We start from the raw sequence: 22,000 nt of genomic DNA on the forward strand, positions 1-22,000 counted from the left end.
GAGAAAATACTAATCTTGGCTTTATGAAACTGGTTTTGGTCCAAGTACAGAAAGTCATTTTCTGTCAATTGGCAATAGATTTTTGTTTAGACCGGAAGTCACTGATTACTTCATAAGTCTCTTTGGTAAAGGGGATAATAAAATGATCTTCTTTGGGCTTCGGAAGACCGAAACCAAGGGAAAGGGCAAGCCAGCTCAATTTGTCTTGATGGTGGGTTTTGCCAATGTACAAATAATAATTTTTAGACTGGGCATTAGAGGGTAATTGATGGATGGATAATTCATGTAAAGAGTGTATTTCTTCAAAAAATGTCCCGAAAATTCTGATTTCTACGATAGAGAAGTATTCAATATCTTTCCAGGGTATATGAATCCTTTTGAAGGATACTCCATCCTTATCAATAAGAAACTTTTCTTTAAATATTCCAAGGTAGTACTTAATCCCTATCCAAATAGAAAAGATGTTTCCTAACAATATAATTATATTATAAAAAGAGTCTATTTGCAGATACTCTTTCATTGAAGGGAATAGTAGTTTAAAGGCCCCCATCAAAAGTGAATGGAGTAGTATAAACCCTGCTGCAAATAGTATTACGATAAATCTCTTAGGTAATCTGGGTGTTTTGTATTCGGTTATTTTCATTAGTGTGGTTTGTTTAAATGATATCTTTAATTGCTTGTCGACCGGAGTATTATAGAATAAGCCGAATCAGCCTTCTTATTAATTTCCATAGAGTCATCTTATTAAATCACTTTCCAGGGTAGGTGATGCTTTGGTTACTCAAAATTATCCTTTACTTAAAGGGAAGATCAATGTATACGCTGCATTTTTTGAGTTGGCCGGAAAGTAGTTGTTGACATTCAACAAGGAGTTCGTCTAAGTCAAAGCCTTGAATGGCTCTACCGATTAGAAAAGAACAAGTGTATTCTTGCCAACTTTTACCTTTACTCCAAACAACTTCCACACATTTGTTCAAATAGTCATTGGTTTGTTCTTCGGTAAGGTAACCTAACCAAAAACACCATTTTGCCAGATTTACCGCTCTGCAAATATCCCATGCATATGTAGATGCTATTTTTCTTACATTTTCAACGGGTAATTCCAAACCCTTGGCAATCTCTACAAAGACAGTTCTTAAACCTTGGTGTTCTTTGCAATGTAATAGTAGCTGGTCATATTCTTGGCTTCTTTCCAGCCGGACCAAACCATTAAGGACTTCAAGAGCTTCTTTTGTATTTGTAATTCCCCATTGTTCTTTCAATCCGTATTCGTATTTATCCAAACGGGAATTAGGAATCAGGGATAAAATGTCTTCTGACCGGGTATATGCCAGGATAGCTCCATAAGCCAAAGCTTTTTTTTGATTCGGATTTAATGGCTTTCCGGAAAACCGTTGTTTAAAATCGTCTATTTGTTTTGCTTTTCTCTTTTTCATCATCTGATTTAACCTTAAGAGATATACAATAAAAGCAATTGCAATGGCTGAAATAATGTAATATGTATTGGTATTCATGGTGTTTTGAAGTAATATTGATTAGTTATAGAAGTGAATTAACCTTTTTCTTTTTCCTAAAAAGTGTTTCAAAAAGGCCTCCTCTGTGTTACTTTTTTACAATAGCTTTGGCTATTCTTTTTAAAAAGTGCCTTGATGAGCCGATTTTGATTCCATTTTCGGTCAAAAATTATACGTTTAAACCACTTCATAGTAAACAAAAGTATAATCCCGCCAAATGCTCATTGACGGCGAGCTAATAAGTAGCAACTGAAAGTCCCAAAATCAGCAACTAGTAAATAACAAAACGGGTGCTCTTTGGTAGTAGTAGAAGGGATATGTCGAGTATCCCCCTTCAGATAAAGTAGATAGTATGATTCCGGGTCAAATGGAAAAGACCCCGGTAAAAAAAATATGCTAACAGCTAAAACAGGAGTTAATTTTTGAAGGTGTCACGTACTTGTTTAATTCCGGAAATGAGCGTGATGATTCCTACAGCTTCACATAAAGCTAACAAGGTATATTTCCCACCTAAATCATATAATCGCTCTGCTAATCGCGGCAACCTAACCTCTATTCCGGCATCTTCTTTTGCTTTGATTTTAAAGAAGATATAGAGTCCGAAGAGGATTACAACGACTCCTATAATGAGAAGCCAAAGAGCATTTTGCTTTTCAAGTAGTTTCTTTAGTTTGTCCATAAGAGATTGGCTTTAATTGAATTCTTTTGAAGTAATCTAGCTTGTATTACGTAAAAAAAATAAATCCATTTGTAAAGAATGGAGAACTTAGTAAGAGTAAGTTACTCTCCCCAAATTTAGTTATATCTTTAAATTATCCAATTTTTCTGATTGCTTTTTATTAGCTTAATATGGGTATGTGTATTTTTGGGAGAGAGTTAGGTATTAATAATTATGACAGACAATTCTTATACAGAAGAACTCTCAAAAAATGAAGTTCTAGAAACAGGAGCTACCCGGTATGATAAGTTTTAATAAGAAAGGAGATGAATATTATCATGAGAAAAATATGTATGACGAAAAAGAACTAGGGTGGACTACTTTAATTGATTTTGACGGTTATGAAGTGAATTAACCTTTTTCTTTTTCCTGAAAAGTGTTTCAAAAAGGCCTCCTCTGTGTTACTTTTTTCAACAATAGCTTTGGCTATTCTTTTCAAAAAGTGCCTTAATGAGCCGATTTTGATTCCGTGTTCGATCAAAAACTATAAATGTAAACCACTTCTATTTTAGAAAAACAGATGAAAATTAATGGAAGGTTTGTTAGGCCTATATTAATCAGTAGTTTATTTTCAAATTCAAGCAGAGAGTTATTTGAACGATGTTCAAGCGAGGTATGAAATCTTCATAAGATAGAGAAAGCTATAAGCCCTTTTTAGAGTTTTATTTTGAATCAATGCTGTCCTAAATAAATCTGATAATTTTTATTGGGGAAATGTAAGTTTACTTACAGGGAAAAGGGATTGAAACGGGTTATATTCTTCACAAAGAATTTGGAGTATATTTTATGAGAAGGTTGAAGACTATCCAATTTGAGTTATGAGTTGATCCTGAATGAGCCTGATATTTGGAAGCCTTCAACTATTTGTCTTTCCGTATTCTCTACCTATCAAGGTATTAATTTAATTTTTCATGGTTTTTGGTTGTGTCACAAAAGTAAAAGGAATATTTAATAAAACAAGTTTTTGTTTGTTTTATTGAGTGCTGTTATTTGTTGAATCTCTCTTAGTGGATAGTGATTTTAATGGTAATTTATTGATTTTTAGATTATTGTTGTTGTTTGATGGGAATTAATAAACAAGTTGTATGAATGTTTATTATGGGGCAATACTCATATGGTAGTCGGGTATTATTTGATGGTTTTGATTATGCGGTTCGTGTAAATAAATTCGTAGTTTGATTCAGAAATTAAAGATTGTAAAGAACCATGGAAGAAACTCAGCCCGCTTTATATTATGAATACTTGTTCGCTATGGACGAACATACGGTATTAGTTGCCAGTCTCATACTATTCTTAGCATCCTTGACCCAACCTGCATTTTATATTGACCGAGAAGACAAAGGTGCTTGGTCAAACTCCATCGGGCTGGTACTAACTGGTTGGATGGGGGCATTGATGGGAGGGGGCAGTGCTTTAGCGTGGTTTGCCAACCCTCTTATTTTTCTGGCCTGGATTTTTACGTTTAAATACGAAATCGTACCTGTTATATTAAGTGTAATTGCTTCTGCTTTAGCACTTTCTTTTTTACTGTTCGATAAGGTGATTTCCAGTGAAGCTCCTGTTTATTCTAAAATCACACATTACAAAGCCGGATATTGGTTTTGGGTATTGAGTATACTGGTGTATACGATCGGGATGGTGTATTTAAGATGCTTGGTGTAATGAGTAATCGGTTGGAATTTGGAAAGTTTGTGATATAAAATGAATGTGAGGCCTTAGTATAGATGACTAAGGCCAGTTGGCGTTTTTAAAAGCATTTGTCTTCCAGTTCTTCACATTGATAACCTAACGCTTTGATAGAATGGATGACCTCGTTGAGGTTGGCGCCCTCACTAACAACCCGGAGTATACGATCGCAATCTTCCAAGTCAGTGTTCCACTCTATCACACCTGGTAAATGATCTAGTGGAAGCTTTACCGGTACTTTTTCCGGTAAATTCGTGCGAAATACAAATACTTCTTTTTTCGTAGTGATTGACTGAATTCTCATAGCTTCGTACATTAAAGCAAATCAAACTTATTTTTCTTTTGGCTAAAGAACCCCCCATTACTGACAACCCTATGTCATTGACTGTTTGGAATTTCAAAAAAATCTTTTTGGGTTGATAAACAACCAAGCCATAAGCTCTCAAAAACAATTTCACAAACTAAATGTTACCCTGATACAGTATACAATGAGGTATTAGTTTTTCTTAATCGGATGGTAATAACTATAGAGATATTTTATGAAAATTTTACTGACCGGTGTCACCGGGTATATTGGCATGCGTTTATTGCCGGTTTTACTTGAGAAAGGGCATCATGTTGTTTGTTGTGTCAGAGATGGGAAACGCTTTGAGTTTGCCTACGAATTTCCCCACCGTTTACAAGTGATTGAAGTAAATTTTTTGGATACTTCTTCGCTTGGTCGTATTCCCGATGATATTGATGTGGCTTATTACCTCATCCATTCTATGGCTGCATCTACCCATCGCTTCAAAGATTTGGAAATGGAATGTGCTCAAAATTTCAAAGCATATGTAGAGAATACTCGTGCAAAGCAAGTCATCTACCTTAGTGGGATTGTTAATGAGCAAAAATTATCCCCGCATTTGGAGTCTAGGAAGGGTGTGGAAAATATGCTCAAGTCAAAGCATTACCACCTTACCGTATTAAGGGCCGGAATTATTGTCGGATCCGGAAGTGCTTCGTTTGAAATTATTCGTGATTTGGTGGAAAAATTACCCATTATGGTTGCGCCTAAATGGCTGAACACCCGGTCCCAGCCAATTGCCATTCGAAATGTCATCCAGTACTTGGAAGGGGTACTTCTGTTGGAAAAAGCGTACGATCAAAGATTTGATATCGGCGGTCCTGAAGTACTTACCTATAAGCAAATGCTTATGACTTTTGCCCGGATTCGGCAGCTGAAACGCTTGATTTTTACACTGCCTGTTTTGACCCCGAAATTGTCCTCCTACTGGTTGTATTTTGTAACTTCTACTACGTATAAGTTAGCGGTCAATTTGGTGGATAGTATGCGGGTGGAAGTGGTCTGTAAAAACAACCCCTTAACAGCGTGCTTGCATTTGCATTTATTGACTTATGAAGAAGCGGTCCGTTTGGCATTTGACAAGATCGAACAACAGGAAGTACTTTCTAGTTGGACGGATGCGCTTTCCCAAAGTTCCATGGAAGCAAAGTGGGGCCGGTTGATGAAAGTCCCTTCCTTTGGTTGCTTAAAAGATATGAGATCTTACCCGGTGCACAATCAAGAACGTACCCTTCAAAAGATTTGGTCAATAGGAGGGGGAAACGGATGGTATTATGCTCAGTGGTTGTGGGAGTTAAGGGGCCTGCTGGATAAAATACTTGGAGGAGTCGGATTGCGGAGAGGGCGCAAAAACCAAGCAACTCTCAAACCCGGGGATACATTGGACTTTTGGCGGGTAATCCATGCCTCCAAAGCCGAAAAACGCCTTTTGTTGTATGCCGAGATGAAATTGCCGGGAGAGGCCTGGTTGGAATTTTACCTTCGTGAAGATAAATTGTACCAAATTGCCACCTTCAGACCCAAAGGAGTTTGGGGAAGAATCTATTGGTATGTATTACTTCCCGTGCATCATTTTATGTTTAAAGGAATGGTCAAACGTATGGCCCTGGAAGAGTAATCATCAAAAATACAGGCCATTGTGAATGATTCTAAATGTTCAAAATAAGAAATTTCCCTACATTTATCAGTTCATAACAAGTTGTACAATTTTTAAGTGGTTTTTTCCTAAAAAAAGTAGTCTAATCAGTAATAGAGGCTAATTAGGATGGGTTTTTTGTTTGAATGGGTAAAAGCCTTGAAGAAAAAAGTTAAAAATATTGTAAAAAAGTTACACTTAAATGGTTATTTTTTAGTAGTTTAGAATTGGCTAAACTCAATAACCTTAAAACGGTATTCTCAAAAAGATTTGGAGGCATGCTTTGAGGAAGAGCATATTACCTTACAACCTTTACTTTTATTGCGTCAAATTACTCAAAATGACTACCGAGTACAATACCAACTATTTGAGGGCGGCTTTTTTTAACAAAGCACAAGAGTCTTTCGCTATTTTTGACAAAGACTTAAACCTGATCGATGTGAGTGAAGCCATTCTAGACTCACTTCAACTGCAAAGAGAGCAGATTATAGGAAAAAACATCTGCGAACTAAGTCCCGGCATTGATGAAACAGAACAGTACTCCATGTACCGGAACGTCATAAGGACGGGGAATTCTATTGTGATTAATAACGTACAGCTGCACCCGAAACTTGGAGGACATATTGCCAGGGTTCGGGCTTTTAAATTAGGGGAAGGCCTGGGCTTGGCAACCTTAAATATTACAAGCCTTAAGCAAGCTATTGACGAATTGAAGCTTGCCCGGTTAAATCTGGAAATTGCCAATGAGCATTTGGCGCAAAAAAACCAGGAGTTGGAAGAATTCTCATTTATAGCGGCACATGATCTGAAAGCTCCGCTTACCAACCTACAAGGTTTGCTGAAAGTACTGGATGCCGGTGCAGTCATTAGCCAGGAAGGCAAGCCCGTTTTTGAAAAAGTACAGCGGGTTGTCCATTCGATGCGTACCAAACTCAACACATTGAACGATATTATTGCTTTAAAGGCTACTTTAAGAGAGCAAAAAGAAAAGGTGCATTTCGGTGAGGTGTTCAGCAAAATTATGCATGAAATTTCCGAGCAAATATCGGAAAGTGTTGTTGAGATACATGCCGACTTTTCAGAATGCCCTTTTATACATTATAATCCGATTCAACTGCACAGTGTGTTGTACAACCTGACCATCAACGCTATCAAATACAGACACCCGGAAAAACAGGCCTTTGTGAAAGTGAATACCTGTATTTCTCAAGGAAAAACCCTGTTGATCGTAAAGGATAATGGGTTAGGTTTTGATGAAATAAAAGATAAAGCAAAGCTTTTCAGGCTTTTTAAAAGGGTGCATTCTCATGTGGAAGGCTTGGGTATTGGGCTTTATATCGTCCGGTCGATTGTATATTCTCATGGGGGGAGTATAGAAGTAAACAGTAAGATCAACCAAGGCACTACTTTTAAGATTTATTTATCATGAAAGAATTAACCTATTCCCTACTGAATGTACTTCTGGTAGAAGATGATGAAATTACCAACTTCCTATCGACAATTGCCCTGAAAGAAATCGGAATTGAAAAAGTAGATGCCGTGGAAAATGGTGAATTAGCCATTTCCTATATCAATCAAACGTGCCCTGACCTGATTTTTTTGGATTTGAATATGCCCTTGATGGATGGCTTTGAGTTTTTGACGTATGGCATTGAGAAAGGTCTGTGCCCGGAAACCCGTATTGCCATCTTGACGTCTTCCACCCGTCCGTCTGACCGGGAGAGGGCTTTTGCCTATCGCAATATCATTGACTATGTAGAAAAACCCTTAGATGCCCAAAAAGTAGAACAGGTTTTGGCAAAATTTTAACGGTTTCTTAGTTCTCTGTTGAATTTATATTGAATACCTTTGAGTGGGTAATATTTAGCGCGGTTGTTTAAAATAGAAAAAAACATACCTTAGCAGGTCGTATAATTCGACCCGGAAAAGAATGAAAAGAGTACCAGAGAAGTTACTGACGGAACCTTATAACCGAAGGTCATTAAAAATGAATGGGTGTACGGTTATAGAATCCTGTATGCCAAGCCAAGCTTCCGATAGCGAAATGCTAGTCGGGGAGCATCTGCTATTGTTTGTATTGGAAGGGCGGTATAAAGCGGAATTGGGAAACGAGCACTATACAGTGGAACAGGGGGAAGGGGCCTTGATTCAAAAGACTCAGCACCTTAGGTATCAAAAACATGGGCTGACAGAGGGAAAACCGTATGAGGGCTTGTTGTTTTTCTTACAAGATGACTTGATCAAAGATTTTTTATCCCTACGGCAAATTCAAGCGGATAAAACTGATGTATGTTATCCAATATCTATCATTCATCCTAATGAGTCCCTAGAGGTTTTTCTGCAATCGGTATTGGTTTCTTTTGAAAACCCACTTTCCTATGACCCGGCTTTTTTGCGGATCAAGTTATTTGAATTGTTGTTTAATTTGGCTGAAAACAATCCCGGCCTTTTTTCCGCACTTACGCAATTCTCTTATCCGCAAAGAGTAGATTTGGTAAGAGTCATGGAAGCTAATTTCACCCAATCATTACGCCTGGAGGATTTTGCTTATCTGGCCGGAAGGAGTTTGTCTTCATTCAAAAGGGATTTTCAAAAGGTATTCAATACATCTCCTCACCAATGGCTTTTGCAAAAAAGGTTGTACCATGCCAAGTCGTTGTTGGAAAGCACACATATGCAAGTTTCGGATGCTTGTTATAATGCCGGGTTTGAAAATCTGGCTCATTTTTCAAGAGTATTTAAAGATAAGTTTGGGTTTACACCCTCTTCCTTGAAATCTGAGCCGATAAATCAAAAATATTGAGCTTTTTAGAGAAATCCGGTTGCTGAGAAGTATGCAATTTTGTAAGGTCAATCTATCAGTAAATCATTTAAAAAACTTACAAAATGCAAACAACCCGTTATTCTATCCATGGGCAGTTATTTTTAGCATTGGTGTTCACCTATTTTTTGTGGAACGATAGCCAGGCCCAATCAACTATTTCGGAAGAAAGAAACCCCTCCGTAGAGATGGGGATTATTACCCTGCTGGTGACTTTCCGTGTAAAACCTTCTGAAAAAGAGCTTTTTAAACAAGCTTTATTGGAAGATGTACAGTATGCCCGTAAGGAAAAGGGAAATATCACGATGGAGCTTTATGAAGGTAAAGACCGTCCAAACACATTGTATCTATTTGAACGCTGGGAAAACCAGAAAGAGCTGGACAAACATTTTGAACAACCGTATACTCAAAAAGTGCTGAAACTTAATGAAACAGCCTTGATTGAGCCAATGGAAATAGCCTACTTGGACGATTTGGCACCTCTTTCTGTCGAAGCATTGCCCCGGCCAGTGTACACTGACAAGATGGTAGATCTTGTGGTTGTATTTAAAGTGAAAGAAGGAAAGCAGGCAAAGTTTATCCGGCAATTCCGGAAATCAGTCCAGCATAGCCGGCCGGAAACAGGTAATATCGCTTTTCATATTCATTCGGTGAAAGACGATGCTGTCACTTTTGTCTTGTACGAACGGTGGCAAAATCAAGAAGCTTTAGATTTCCACTTTGAACAACACTATACAAAAGAATTATTTGAAACTTTTAAAGAAGTGCTTGACCGCCCTGTGGAAGAAAGTTTACGTTTTATTACTGAAATTTCCACTCCGCTTCAGGAAGCAAAGTAATATGGTTTATGGATCAATTCAAGGCTTTGTACCTATCCGGCAAGGCCTTGAATTCTTTATATGAAAGCAGTTTTTATTTAAATGATATTAGGTATTGAAATTAGTACTCCGGAATATATATTCACTACTGAATATCTAATTTAATAAGAATGAAAGTTATTTTTTGTGACAGTGTAGTGTAGATGCCAAGTTGGTTGAACCGGATTTTGAGGAGGGGTTGCAAGCTGTTAGAGCCGCAGGCTTTTCAAGTGCATTGATCAGTTATGAAGAACTGGTGAATGGCAATGTAGCACAAGCATTAAAGTTTGTCAAAGAATCAGATATACAAGTATCGGGAGTGTATCGTGGCTGGATGCTGACACCATTACAATACGAAGCCTTGTATACCGGATTATTGCAAAAAAACATCCGTTTGGTAAACATTGCTGAAGAATACCTGCATACTCATTATTTACCGGCATCGTACAGTAAAATCCGTTCCAAAGCTCCTGTCACCAAATGGCTTCCGGTGGAGGGAAATGTTGAAAGGAATAAAGTCCTTTCGATCACTCAGGAGTTTGGGGATCATCCTATTATCATCAAAGACTATGTAAAATCAGAAAAGCATTATTGGGAGGAGACTTGTTTTATTCCGATAGCTTTTGATCAAGACAATGTTCAAGAGGTTATTACCAGGTTTTTAGCATTGCGGGGTGACAGTTTAAATGAAGGCTTGGTGTTTCGAGCATTTGAGGAACTCGAATATCTTACCCGGCACTCTCAAAGTGGAATGCCTCTTACTAAAGAGTTCAGACTCTTTTTTGCCCACCGGAAACTCGTGGGTATATATCCGTATTGGAGTGAAGGAAAATATGGAGACACGGAAACAGACCTTAGTGATTTTCTCCAAATTGCCGAAACAATAGATAGCCGGTTTTTCAGTATGGATATAGCCCAAAAGAAAAACGGAGAGTGGGTAATTATAGAGTTGGGGGACGGACAAGTTACCGGCTTACCTGATCAGGCAGACAAATTTTTATTTTATGAGAAATTATATGCAATTCTTTCCCGATGAGATCAATGAATTAACCAGAGAAGAGGACTGATATATTTTTCAGGCCTCTTTTTTATTGTATGGTTAACAAGAGTCAATTCGAATAATTGGCTTTAAGTCATAGTGATATATGATTTGGTTTATGAGAAGAATATTTCATTGAAAATAAAGGAGGCTTGATACAGAAATGGAATGTGTCTGATGGTTTGCTGAAAACTTTTATACAACCCCTAAAATCAGTTAATACCTTGAATTCTTCAATTTATTTATTAACTTTTAGATAAGTGGATATAGGTATTGTTTTATCGAGATGAAGGTTGTTGTTTTTTTGAAACAGAAGCTTGTATTTAATACGGTAGACTGCTTTAATAAGTCTCTGAAAACCTGTGAAGTAGCTTGTTGTTGTGTGCGATTGATCCTTGCCTTTGAAAAGGAATACCTGTAAAGTATTTAGTCTGTGAAATTTTGACAAACGAAGACAATGTATATTTATGAATGCATCCATTACTCTTAGGCATGATCAACTGGATAGGTTATTTCCTTTTTATCTGATGTTGGATAGAGCGCTGAATGTCGTTTCGTATGGTCAAAGTTTAACGAAGCTCTGCCCGGTAGTGAAGGGCTCGGCTTTGGAGAGTTTGTTTGAACTGAAGAAGCCTGTTTTAAAAAAACTGTGTTTTGAGGAGTTACAGCCCATTTCGGGGCAATTGGTCGTGTTGGAGTTTGTCGATGACAGGGGGTTCTATCTAAGAGGACAATTTGAAGCAGAGGCAGATCACCGACAATTACTTTTTATCGGCTCTCCTTGGGTAGAATCCACAGAGCAAGCACAAGAAAAGGGCTTAAATATGGATGATTTTGCCAGTTATGATCCGCTTACCCGCTTGTTGGACATTTTAAAATCTCATAAAGTAGCCAACGAAGATATCAAACGTCTGTTTAACTCTCTTTACCAGCAAAACGACCGTCTCAAACAAAGTCAACAAGAGTTGCAACGCCTGTCCCTGGTGGCTAAAGCGAATCAACACGGTGTACTTTTTACCCGGCCTAACGGACAGATCAGTTGGAGTAATGAAGAGTTCCTAAGTTTAACGGGCTATGACATGCAAGATGTATTGGGTAAAACGCCCATCGAACTTTGTATGGGGCCTAATACCAAAAGAAAAGTGGTAAAAGAAATGGTGGAGTTATATGAAAGAGGAGGGGCAGTGGATTTGGAAATGGTGATGTACCGCAAAAACAAAAGTTGGTTTTGGGGAAATGTGAAAATACAACCCTTGAGAAATGAGCAAGCGGAAACCGTAGAATTCTTTTCTATTGTGGAAGATATAACAGAGCGTAAAATGGCTGAAGAAAAACTGAGAAAGTCAGAGGCCAGTATGTCAATGTTAATTGATAATCTGCAAGTGGGAGTATTGTTTGAAGATGAAAATCACAGAGTAGTACTGATCAACCGGAAATATTGTGACCTGTTTGGAATCCGGGCTTCTCCCGAATCCTTGATTGGGGTAGATTGGAAGGATTTAACCCTGAAAAATAAAAATTTATTTAAGGATCCGGAAGAGTTTGTCTGGAGAAAAGAGCGGATTTTATATCATCAATTACCCGTTTTGGCGGAAGAGTTAGAATTGAAAAACGGCCGTTTTCTCGAGCGGGACTATATTCCCATTTTCGTTGACGGAGTGTACAAAGGACATCTGTGGAAATTCAACGATATTACTGCCCGGAAGAATTATGAACGGACGTTGAAAGTTCAGGAAGAGAAATACCGGAATATTATTGCCAATATGAACTTGGGAATCATTGAAGTGGATCAGGAAGATACGATCCATTTTGCCAATCATAGCTTTTGTGAAATGTCCGGTTATTCTTTTGAGGATTTGCTTGGGCAAAAGGCTTCCAGGCTTTTATTAAAAGGGGGAAGCGTACAGGTAGTACAAACGAAAAATAAGTTAAGGGAAACCGGGCTTTCTGACCTTTTTCAACTGCCGATTTATAATAAACAAGGGGAACAACGATGGTGGATAATCAGCGGAGCGCCCAATTACAATGATGCCGGGGAGTTTATCGGTTCTATCGGAATTCATCTGGATATTACCGAGCAAAAGAAAATGGAACAGGACTTGGAGCTTGCCAAGCAAAAAGCGGAGGAATCGTCCAAAGCTAAAGAAAGTTTTTTGGCGAATATGAGTCATGAAATCCGTACGCCTCTCAATGCAATTATTGGAATCATGCGGGATTTGGCCAGAGACCAACTTACTACCAAACAAAATAAGTATTTGCGGTATGCGGAGACGGCTGCCCAGCATTTACTTTCCATTATCAATAGCATTTTAGACATCTCCAAAATTGAGGCGGGCGAATTTCAATTGGATAAGATTCACTTTAGCATGCACAGTGTGATTGAAGAAACAGTAGCGATTATGACAGTAAATGCCCGGCAAAAATCAATCGGACTGGAGGTGATCATCGCAAATCATTTACCGGCTGCCCTTATAGGCGATCCTGTCCGTATTCGTCAATTATTAATCAACCTTTTAGGGAACTCCATTAAATTTACCGAAGAGGGGCAAGTGAGTATTGATTGTCAAAGTACGCCACTCAATGAGCATCAACACCAAATCCATATTTCTATTACCGACACAGGGGTCGGAATGGACAAAAACTTTATGGAAAACATCTTTAAAAAGTTTTCTCAAGAAGAAAACTCGGCGATTCGTAAATACGGAGGAACGGGACTAGGAATGGCCATTACGTACGAATTAATCCAACTAATGGGCGGCTCTATTCAAATCGCCAGTGAAAAACATCAGGGAACACAGATAGATATTTACCTGCCTTTGGAAGTGGGAGATGTGCAACAAATAGTATCGGTGGTAGAAACGCAAGATTTTGGAGTATTACAAAATCTTAAAATTCTGTTGGTAGAAGACAACGAATTGAACCGGATGGTGGCGGAAAATTCCTTAACCTACTATGGATGTAAAATACAGGAAGCTGAAAATGGCTTGGTCGCCATTGACCGGGTCAAAAAAAATAAATACGATGTCATTCTGATGGATTTGCAAATGCCCGGAATGGATGGTATTGAGGCTACAAAAGTAATTCGAAAGGACTTGAAAATTACAACTCCCATCATTGCCCTGACGGCGAATGCTTTTCAAAAAGAAATTGACTATTGTATGCAAAGCGGGATGAATGGCTATGTGACCAAACCCTTTGAAGAATCAAAATTATTGGGTTCTATCTTAAAAGCATTTCGCGCTTCTCAAGCCTCTTCGATGAAAGTAACAAAGAATACATTAAATAATGCCAAAACAATGTCGAGCGAAAGGCTATATGATTTGAGCAAACTCATTGAAGCCAGCCGGGGTAATGAAGAGTTTGTGAAGAAAATGGTAGCTTTGTTCATAGAGCAAATACCTCCTTCACTATTGCAAATAAAAGAAGCATACCAACAGAAAGACCTGGCCACTGTGCACAAAATTACCCACCGGATCAAACCTAGCATTATCAATATGGGAATCCATTCCATTGTGAATGAAGTCCGAGAAATTGAGTTAATGGCCAAAGAAGAAAGGGATGTGTTGAAGCTGGCTACGATGCTAAACTTCTTAGATGAGGTATTAAATAAAGTTTTGAAACAACTTAAACAAGACAATTTCGAAAGTAAACTTTAAAAGACTACATTCATTGACAAGTTCCTCCCATGCATCTTGAATAGTTAAAAAATCTCTCTGTTTTTTCAAAAAGAACATGAAGTTACACATCCGTATTAAGTGGCTGAAAAGGGATAACTATCGCTTAATAGTAGACCGTATATTATAAAACCCTACCTGAAATGCTCCTTATACTTTCTTAAAAAGCGATAGTTTTGAAAATATTTACCAAATCACTTTCTATCAAAGTTTGTATCCTTTATTGGAATGTTTCAATTTTTGAAAGAGAAACATTAATTTTTATTTCAAGATGTTACATAGTGATGTTTTGTATAGATTTTATGGACAATACTGTAACGATTTATAGGTATTGTATGTAAAGATTTACTCGCCATGGAACAAGCTCAACAATTTAAAATTTTTTTGGTGGACGATGATGTGTTTACCCTGAATCTCTACCAACAACACTTAAACAATCTGGGTTTTTTTGATGTGTCTACTTTTCATTCCGGCACAGCTTGCCTGGAGGAATTGATGCAAAAACCCGATGTGATTTTTTTAGACCATAATATGGACACATTGACCGGCTTTGATGTCTTGAAAAAGATCAAACGCTTTGATCCGAATGTGTTTGTCGTGATGGTTTCCGCACAGGAAGAATTGAAAATAGCAGTGGATGCGCTCAAATACGGGGCCTTCGATTACATTATCAAAGGTGATCAGGAAGTAGAAAAAATGCGGCAGGTATTGAACCGGATTACCCAGGTTTTAGAGCTGCTCAAAAAGGAAAAGCCTTCTTTCTGGAAAAAAATACTGTCCTATATATAGCTTTTGTGACTAATACCATGAATAGAATTCTTTTATTCATATTATTAGTGGGTGTATTTGCGCAATGTAAAACGTACAATATTCTTGAGACAAAGAGAGCCGAGCGAAAGCAAACAGAAGCGGAGTTAGACAGTGCTTTTCTTTATAATCCGGACTATCAGTATACTATCCGCAAAAATGACAAGATCAGCATTAGTGTTTGGGGACAGGATGAATTGAGTGTAGGGTCGGTATATGGCATTTACAATTCGAACGAAGTATATGGAAAGTGGTTGATGGTGGATGTGAACGGACATATCGAAGTGCCTAAAATCGGAACCATGCATGTACTTGGTAAGACCATTCCGGAACTCAAAGAAATTTTGGCATGTGTTTTACAAAAGTGGATAGTAACCCCCATTGTGGATGTAAAAGTATTGAATAAGGAAATAACCTTGTTAGGCGAAGTGAAAGACCCCGGTGTCATCCCCATTGATAAGGACCATTACACACTGTTAGAAATCATTGCCCGTGCGGGAGGTTTTGAGTTTTATGCAAATATCCGATCGGTTAAAATACTTCGGCAAGAAGGAGAACATGTACGGGTGGCACATGTCAATTTGGCCAAATCAGGTGATTTTTTTAAGAAAAATATTCAATTGTACCCGGGGGATTTCGTCATTGTTCCTTCCAAGAAAAATAAGGATTTTGATAAACGGGTATCCACGATTATCCCCTTTACGACAACCGCCACAGCCGCGGCTATTTTGATGGGTGTTTTTTAAACTTTATTCTCAAATTTTGCTACTCACAGTTGGTTAAACAAATGGTTTAGCAAATCCCTTTTTCTCAACTTTTTAGTAGAGAATGTATGCAAGAAAGCTTCAGACTTCTCAAACCTTTTCTTCGGGGGTTTCCGATCATTGTTTTGGCAATGGTCGTCTCCACCATGGCAGCTAAGAAATACCTTAGTTATGTCACCCCTAAATACGAAAGCGGAGCGAAACTGAAATTAGCAGATGTGGCGATTGGGGTGCCCAACAGTAATTTGTTCAAAGATTTAGATGTGTTTGTTACTTCCAATAAAATAGCCGTTGAAATAGAACTGTTGAAATCAAAAATGTTGATTGACCGGGCCTTGGATAGCTTGGATTTTGATGTTGAAATTTCCCGGAAAGGAAAGATCGGTACGGCCGAACTTTTCCGGGATTCCCCGATTCTGATCGAAGGGATTTTTCACAGTCATAAGGCTTATGACCGGAAGTATTCCTTACGGGTGATGTCCGATAAAGAATATAGATTGCAGAGTCCGCTTACCGGAGAATTGTTGAAGGGCTGTATTGGAGATACCTTGAATTTTGAATACGGTCAGTTAATCGTCTCTTTAAATCATGCCTTGATCACCGAAAGGCCAAGTATAGCCATTGCAGACCAATACGAAGTGGAATTTTTGAGCCGGAAAAAGTTGATTGAGAAAGTGTCTTCTCAGTTGGATATCGTAGCTGTTGACAAAGATGTGGCGGTGATCCGGATCATTTATAAAAGTACAGTGCCCTTAAAGGCTTCTTTACTGGTCAACAGGCTGGCTGAAACTTATATACAAGATTATATCAATACGAAATACCAGGCTGCCGAGACGACAGTACAGTTTCTTGAAAATCAAATAGATGAAGTCTCTTTGAAATTAGCCCGTTCGGAAGATGCCATTGAAAAATACCGGAACGATAAGAGCATTACCAATATCCGGCAAGAAACCGAAACGGATTTGAGACGGATATCCCAGTTGAAAATCCAAAAGGTGAATCTGAAGATGAATTTGCAGGCAATCGAAGAGTTGAACCGGTATATTCGTGAAGGGAGAGATAATTTTTTAGAATTGGCCCCCAATTTTGAAGCTTTTACGGATTTGCTATCGACTGAAATTGTCAAACAAATCAAACAATTACAAGCAGAGAAAAAGGATTTGTTGTTGGTGTACACCCCGAAAGAAGAAAAGGTAGAAGTTATCAACCGGAAAATACAAGACTTGATCGATTATTTGATCGAAAGTATCGGAAACACCAAGAAAAACCTGGAAATTAAATACCAAAACCTTTCAAAGGATATTGAAGAAGCCGAAGCGCTTTTGGTGGATGTGCCGGAAAATGAAAAAATATTGACCATCTTAAACCGCGATTTTCAGATCTATCAGCAATCATATAACTTTCTCAATGAAAAGAAAATAGAAGCCGAAGTTGCAAGAGCGGCAAAAATTGCTTTTCACAAAATTATTTCACCCGCAGAAATTCCGACCAAACCCGTGTCGCCCAACCGACCGATTATTATCATAGTCTCGGCTATTATGGGACTGTTTGGTTCTATAGTATTGATTTATATTGTGCACTTGGCAAAAGCCAAAGTAAATGATGCATATACGATTGAAAGCAATTCGAACATTCCGATAGCACTCTTGACTCCAAGGCTAATGAGCGATGCAAAAAGAGAAGAGTACTTTTTGAAAGAAGCGATACAGTTGGAATTGAAAGGAATCCTTAAAAACAATCGCACATTGGTCTTCACATCCCATAGTACCAAAGAGGGCAGAGGGTTTCATGTAATGCATTTATCAAGGGCATTGGCTTTGCAGAAAAGGAAAGTATTGCTCATTGATGCTTGTGGAATGATAGAGGGTATAACATTGAATACAATGGATTTGGGCAAGCCCACACCTTCCGGGTTGGAGAACATTGATTACCTGGATGTAAGCCACCCGAAATACAACTGTTATTCTAAAATGGCGATGGAAGCATATCTCAATACATTCAGAAATAACTATGATGTATTTGTAGTCAATAATGAACCGATGAAAAAAGAAACCATAGGACTGCTAATGATGAGTATTGCAGATTCCAATCTATTTGTACTCGACTCTCGAAGAACTCCTGCCAAGCAAATTTTGACCACTGAAATTTTAAAAGAAGAGTATACACTGCCGGATATTTGGTTTGTACTGAACAGGACGAGGTATAACCCGAATATTGTAAAGCAAATAGCCGGCTGGACCAAAAAATGGTTTGAAAAACAGAAGTTTCCAAAATTACCCCGTTCATGAAAAGACATATCCAATCCCTCTTATCAGAAAAGGTCTTGGTTTTGCTGGATCAGGCTGTTTTTAGTGGGAGTAGTTTTGTAAGTACATTATTACTTGCCCGGGTTCTAAGTCCTACGGATTTTGGAATATATGCTTCTGTATTGCTTTATATTTACCTTACAATCAGCGTTACAAATGCTTTAATCATTCAACCTTTGCAAGTCTCTTTGGCAAAAATAGAAATAAAGGAAGCAGATTCGTACCTGTCTTTTGTCATTTACGGACAGGGTGTTTTAGTACTGTTTATTGTTGGGTTTACTTGGGGGTTGATGCAATTTGAAATTGAATTCCTACAACAGTTGAGACATATTTCTTTTTCAATCATTTTTCTCCTTACGGGATTTCTTTTTCATGATTTTTTTAGAAAAGTATTTTTAGCCAAAAGTGAAATCCGGAAAGCATTACTTATCGATAGCATTTGTTGTGTGTTGCAAATCAGTTTTTTAACAAGTGTATATTTTACCTTATCATCAACGCTTTCTTCCATTCTTCTGTGGATAGGGGGAGCTTATATTCCAGCTGTTTTACTTGCAATTGCATTTACAAAACCTTCATTCTATGATTTCCGGAAATGGAAGGAGTATATAAGGTTACACCTTCGACAGGGAAGTTGGTTGTTGATGACGGCTGTGATTCAATGGTGGGCAAATAACCTGTTTGTAGTAGCTTCAGGGCTGTTTTTGGGAGTGGTTGCCTTGGGTGCTTTCCGGTTGGTACAGTCACTCTTCGGCGTATTAAATATTCTTCTTCAAACCTTTGAGAATTATGCCTTGCCACAGGCTGCCCGTTTATACCAGTCTTCCAGTAGTGCATCCAAACAGTATTTAAGGTCTGTCAGCTATAAGGGGGCAATGATCTTTGGCGTCATACTGGTGGTACTGTTTGCCTTTTCAGAGTCCGTCATTGTCTTGGCCGGAGGAGCAGAATATAGAGAGTTTCACTTTGTAGTACGTGGAATGACAGTTTTGTATTTTATCATTTTTATAGGATATCCTGTACGCATGGCCATTCGTATGATGTTGTTAAACCGCTCTTTTTTTATAGGATATATCTTGTCTTTTGCACTTAGCCTTTTGAGCTTCAATTACCTCCTGGAAGAATGGCATTTATGGGGAGCCATATCAGGCTTAATTGCCAACCAACTGATCATGTTGTTCTATTGGCAGTATACATTAATGAAAAAAGAATTTATACTATGGAGATAATTCATGTTGTGTTAGGAAAGGTGAATCCCGAGCGTATGAATGGGGTAAATAAAGTGGTTTACCAGTTGGTGTCGCGACAGGTAACCGCAAGGAAAAATGCCAGTGTCTGGGGGATCACTAACGAACTGAGCCACAACTATGGCGAACGGAATTTTGAGACGCGCTTATTTAAGGCTCAAACAAATCCTTTCACTGTAGATAAATCGTTGGTTCAGGCAATACAGGGACAAAAAGGAAAAGCTGTATTTCACTTGCATGGGGGGTGGGTACCGACTTTTTCAAAGGTTTCAGCACTGTTATATCACAAAGAGATTCCTTTTGTTTTTACACCACACGGTGCCTACAATACCATTGCAATGCAAAGAAGCAAGTGGAGAAAGAAACTCTATTTTCAACTCTTCGAAAAGCAATTGCTAAACCGGGCTGCCAAAATCCATTGTATAGGGCAAAGTGAAGTGAGCGGTATTCGAAGCATTTATCCAACAAACAAAACATTCCTTTTACCCTATGGCTTCGAAATCAACCCCATTCCTGTACGGCAAGACCAAGCCAATCAAGCTCCTTTTACCCTTGGGTTTGTCGGTAGGCTGGATATATATACCAAAGGCTTGGATGTGCTTTTGAGTGCGTTTGCTGCATTTCAGCGTAAAGTGAAAAACACCCAACTGTGGATTGTAGGAGATAGTACCGAACGCAACAAACTGGATAAAATGATTTCAGCCAAGCATTTACAAGGGAAAGTAACCCTTTGGGGGAGCAAGTATGGCTGGGAAAAAGAAGAACTGATGCAGAAAATGCATTTATTCGCTCACCCCTCCAGAAACGAAGGTTTGCCTTCGGCAGTACTGGAAGCTTCGGCGATGGGCATTCCGTGTATTGTGACCCGGGCCACCAATGTGGGGGAAGCCATTGTCCGTTACCAAAGTGGACTCGTAATTGAAAATGAAGATGTAGCTGCTTTGGAAAAAGCCATCCACGATTTGTATCAACAATGGAAAGAGAACCGCTTAACCCTTATGGCTGCCAATGCACAAAAAATGGTCAAAGTAGAATTTTCCTGGAACCGGATTATTCATGCATTCGATGAGCTTTACCAAGTATCATGAAACAAAAGACCATTCCTATCGACCACGGTTCTTTTTTGAAGAAAACAGATCGCTATTTATTTATCCTTCTGTTTTTAATGGTTTCTTGTTTTTTTACCTGGAGTGAAAATGTAGCGATTACCCGGGGAATCAAAGTGGTGGGACGCATGGGTGTGTTGATGGGTTCGTATATCCTGTACTACAGGATCATCCGGTACGGAGCGGCAGATTCCATAAAATGGAAAAATGTATTGGCACCACTCTTATATGCCGGCTATCTGACATTGGGTTTCGTTTCGTTTATGTGGAGTACCAACCCGGGCTTTAGTGCTTTACAGTGGTTTATGACTTTTCAAAGTTTGGCTTTCTCTGCATTCTTTATCAAATGTATTACCTTGTTGGATATTTATTTTCCTAACCATACCACGCGTTTGTATAATTTATTGGGGGATACGGTTTTTTACCTGATTACCATATTCGTAATTGGTATGTATGTGGATCCGGATACCTTTTTTCGGTTGACGCACGGAGGAGAGGAGGCCCGGTTGGGAGGGTATATCATGAACCCCAATGAGTTGGGGATGCTGGCCGGAGTTGGGATAGCCTGTCTGATCTTTGATATTTATAGGAATCATCATAAATGGTGGACGGTTTTTAAAGTACTGGTCATTTTTTATGCTTTGTTTATGACGGGTTCCCGCTCTTCTTTGATTGGCGTGGTATTGATTGTTTTTTTTCACATTAATCAATCTAAAAACCAGAAGTTAAAGACTATTATCATTATCGGTGTTTTATTGGTTTTGCCTGTTGCGGTCAATAAAATTATTCTTAAAGATGACGGCAGTCGTTTGGAAGAAGTACTTAGCATGACCGGACGCTTGCCTTTTTGGACGGCTTTAATCAACGAAGGTTTACCTCGTGAGCCTTTGTTAGGTTTTGGGTTTATGCGAATTGATTATAAAGAATATTTTCAAAGTACACATACATACCCGGGAAAAATGACACACAACACCTTTATGCAGGTGCTGATGAATTTGGGTTTTATCGGACTTACATTGGTAATATTCCAAATGGTTTTTACCATCAGAGGATTTTTGCTGGAGGAAAAGGAGAAAAAATTAATGTTGATCGGTATCCTGATTCCCATTCTTATCAACTCCTTTACCGAATTCGGTATTTTTGGAGAGTCCAATTACGGGATACTTTTTTATCAGTTAATTATCATGTCTATATCCTTCCAAAAAAGTCCGTTTTTGACCATACGTGACAAGATTCATTTACAACACAAACGACCGGAATTGTCGCTTTGAAATTTTAGTCAAATTCAAAGAACGCAAATATGATTTTAAACCTTTTTTAACGTTGTACTTGTACACCTCGTCAAAAGATTTTTTTCGCTCCTGAATGATTCATTCTTTAGACATTTACCGGAAAGAGAAACAACTGCATCTACTCAAAAATTAACTATCATTTTTAAAATGTACTTCATTCGGAAGAGTACTTTTTTCTCTTTTTTAACCC

Annotated in this window: 18 protein-coding genes; 14 read left to right on the forward strand and 4 right to left on the reverse strand. The window is 38.4% G+C overall.

The features are described from left to right. Positions 1–64 precede the first annotated feature (64 nt). The 3 genes from AAG747_RS18540 to AAG747_RS18550 form a co-directional block, all read right to left on the reverse strand. Positions 65–520 carry a hypothetical protein gene (locus AAG747_RS18540; RefSeq protein ID WP_346822709.1) on the reverse strand — a complete coding sequence of 152 codons (456 nt, stop codon included), beginning with the start codon at positions 518–520 and terminating at the stop codon, positions 65–67. Between the two features lie 274 nt (positions 521–794). Beyond that, positions 795–1,514 carry a DUF1266 domain-containing protein gene (locus AAG747_RS18545; RefSeq protein WP_346822710.1) on the reverse strand — a complete coding sequence of 240 codons (720 nt, stop codon included), beginning with the start codon at positions 1,512–1,514 and terminating at the stop codon, positions 795–797. 415 nt (positions 1,515–1,929) lie between these two features. Then, a complete protein-coding gene (locus AAG747_RS18550; RefSeq protein WP_346822711.1) occupies positions 1,930–2,193 on the reverse strand; it encodes a hypothetical protein in 264 nt (87 codons plus the stop codon). A gap of 1,245 nt (positions 2,194–3,438) precedes the next feature. Between AAG747_RS18550 and AAG747_RS18555 the strand changes: the two genes are divergently transcribed. Continuing rightward, positions 3,439–3,894 carry a hypothetical protein gene (locus AAG747_RS18555; protein WP_346822712.1) on the forward strand — a complete coding sequence of 152 codons (456 nt, stop codon included), beginning with the start codon at positions 3,439–3,441 and terminating at the stop codon, positions 3,892–3,894. A gap of 85 nt (positions 3,895–3,979) precedes the next feature. Here the strand turns inward: AAG747_RS18555 and AAG747_RS18560 are convergent, their stop codons facing one another. Beyond that, positions 3,980–4,222 carry a hypothetical protein gene (locus tag AAG747_RS18560; RefSeq protein WP_346822713.1) on the reverse strand — a complete coding sequence of 81 codons (243 nt, stop codon included), beginning with the start codon at positions 4,220–4,222 and terminating at the stop codon, positions 3,980–3,982. A 235-nt stretch (positions 4,223–4,457) separates the two neighbouring features. On the opposite strand from AAG747_RS18560, the gene AAG747_RS18565 reads away from it, so the two are divergent. The 13 genes from AAG747_RS18565 (at position 4,458) to AAG747_RS18625 (ending at position 21,789) form a co-directional block, all read left to right on the forward strand. Continuing rightward, a complete protein-coding gene (locus AAG747_RS18565) occupies positions 4,458–5,882 on the forward strand; it encodes an SDR family oxidoreductase (RefSeq protein WP_346822714.1) in 1,425 nt (474 codons plus the stop codon). 358 nt (positions 5,883–6,240) lie between these two features. Then, positions 6,241–7,329, forward strand: coding sequence for a sensor histidine kinase (locus AAG747_RS18570; RefSeq protein ID WP_346822715.1), 1,089 nt, complete (start codon positions 6,241–6,243; stop codon positions 7,327–7,329). Then, positions 7,326–7,709, forward strand: a complete 384-nt coding sequence (locus AAG747_RS18575) for a response regulator (protein WP_346822716.1) — start codon at positions 7,326–7,328, stop codon at positions 7,707–7,709. Before AAG747_RS18570 ends, AAG747_RS18575 begins: the two co-directional genes overlap by 4 nt. A 121-nt stretch (positions 7,710–7,830) precedes the next feature. Then, complete coding sequence (locus AAG747_RS18580) at positions 7,831–8,703, forward strand: helix-turn-helix domain-containing protein (protein WP_346822717.1); 873 nt, start codon at positions 7,831–7,833, stop codon at positions 8,701–8,703. An 83-nt stretch (positions 8,704–8,786) separates the two neighbouring features. After that, complete coding sequence (locus AAG747_RS18585) at positions 8,787–9,560, forward strand: putative quinol monooxygenase (protein WP_346822718.1); 774 nt, start codon at positions 8,787–8,789, stop codon at positions 9,558–9,560. 217 nt (positions 9,561–9,777) lie between these two features. Next, on the forward strand, positions 9,778–10,614 hold the full coding sequence (locus AAG747_RS18590) for an ATP-grasp domain-containing protein (protein WP_346822719.1): 837 nt from the start codon (positions 9,778–9,780) through the stop codon (positions 10,612–10,614). A gap of 470 nt (positions 10,615–11,084) precedes the next feature. After that, positions 11,085–14,273, forward strand: a complete 3,189-nt coding sequence (locus tag AAG747_RS18595; protein WP_346822720.1) for a PAS domain S-box protein — start codon at positions 11,085–11,087, stop codon at positions 14,271–14,273. 372 nt (positions 14,274–14,645) lie between these two features. Continuing rightward, complete coding sequence (locus AAG747_RS18600) at positions 14,646–15,080, forward strand: response regulator (RefSeq protein ID WP_346822721.1); 435 nt, start codon at positions 14,646–14,648, stop codon at positions 15,078–15,080. Positions 15,081–15,097: 17 nt separating this feature from the next. After that, on the forward strand, positions 15,098–15,844 hold the full coding sequence (locus AAG747_RS18605) for a polysaccharide biosynthesis/export family protein (protein WP_346822722.1): 747 nt from the start codon (positions 15,098–15,100) through the stop codon (positions 15,842–15,844). A gap of 86 nt (positions 15,845–15,930) precedes the next feature. Then, positions 15,931–18,150 (forward strand): exopolysaccharide transport family protein, encoded by a 2,220-nt coding sequence (locus AAG747_RS18610; RefSeq protein ID WP_346822723.1) that lies wholly within the window; start codon positions 15,931–15,933, stop codon positions 18,148–18,150. Then, a complete protein-coding gene (locus AAG747_RS18615; protein ID WP_346822724.1) occupies positions 18,147–19,394 on the forward strand; it encodes a lipopolysaccharide biosynthesis protein in 1,248 nt (415 codons plus the stop codon). Before AAG747_RS18610 ends, AAG747_RS18615 begins: the two co-directional genes overlap by 4 nt. After that, the gene (locus AAG747_RS18620) at positions 19,385–20,500 is read left to right on the forward strand and encodes a glycosyltransferase family 4 protein (RefSeq protein WP_346822725.1); all 1,116 of its coding nucleotides are present in this window, start codon (positions 19,385–19,387) and stop codon (positions 20,498–20,500) included. The genes AAG747_RS18615 and AAG747_RS18620 overlap by 10 nt, the downstream gene beginning before the upstream one ends. After that, a complete protein-coding gene (locus tag AAG747_RS18625; RefSeq protein ID WP_346822726.1) occupies positions 20,497–21,789 on the forward strand; it encodes an O-antigen ligase family protein in 1,293 nt (430 codons plus the stop codon). The genes AAG747_RS18620 and AAG747_RS18625 overlap by 4 nt, the downstream gene beginning before the upstream one ends. The last annotated feature ends 211 nt before the right edge of the window (positions 21,790–22,000 follow it).

It is taken from the genome of Rapidithrix thailandica (genome assembly GCF_039710355.1).
Lineage (GTDB): Bacteria > Bacteroidota > Bacteroidia > Cytophagales > Flammeovirgaceae > Rapidithrix > Rapidithrix thailandica.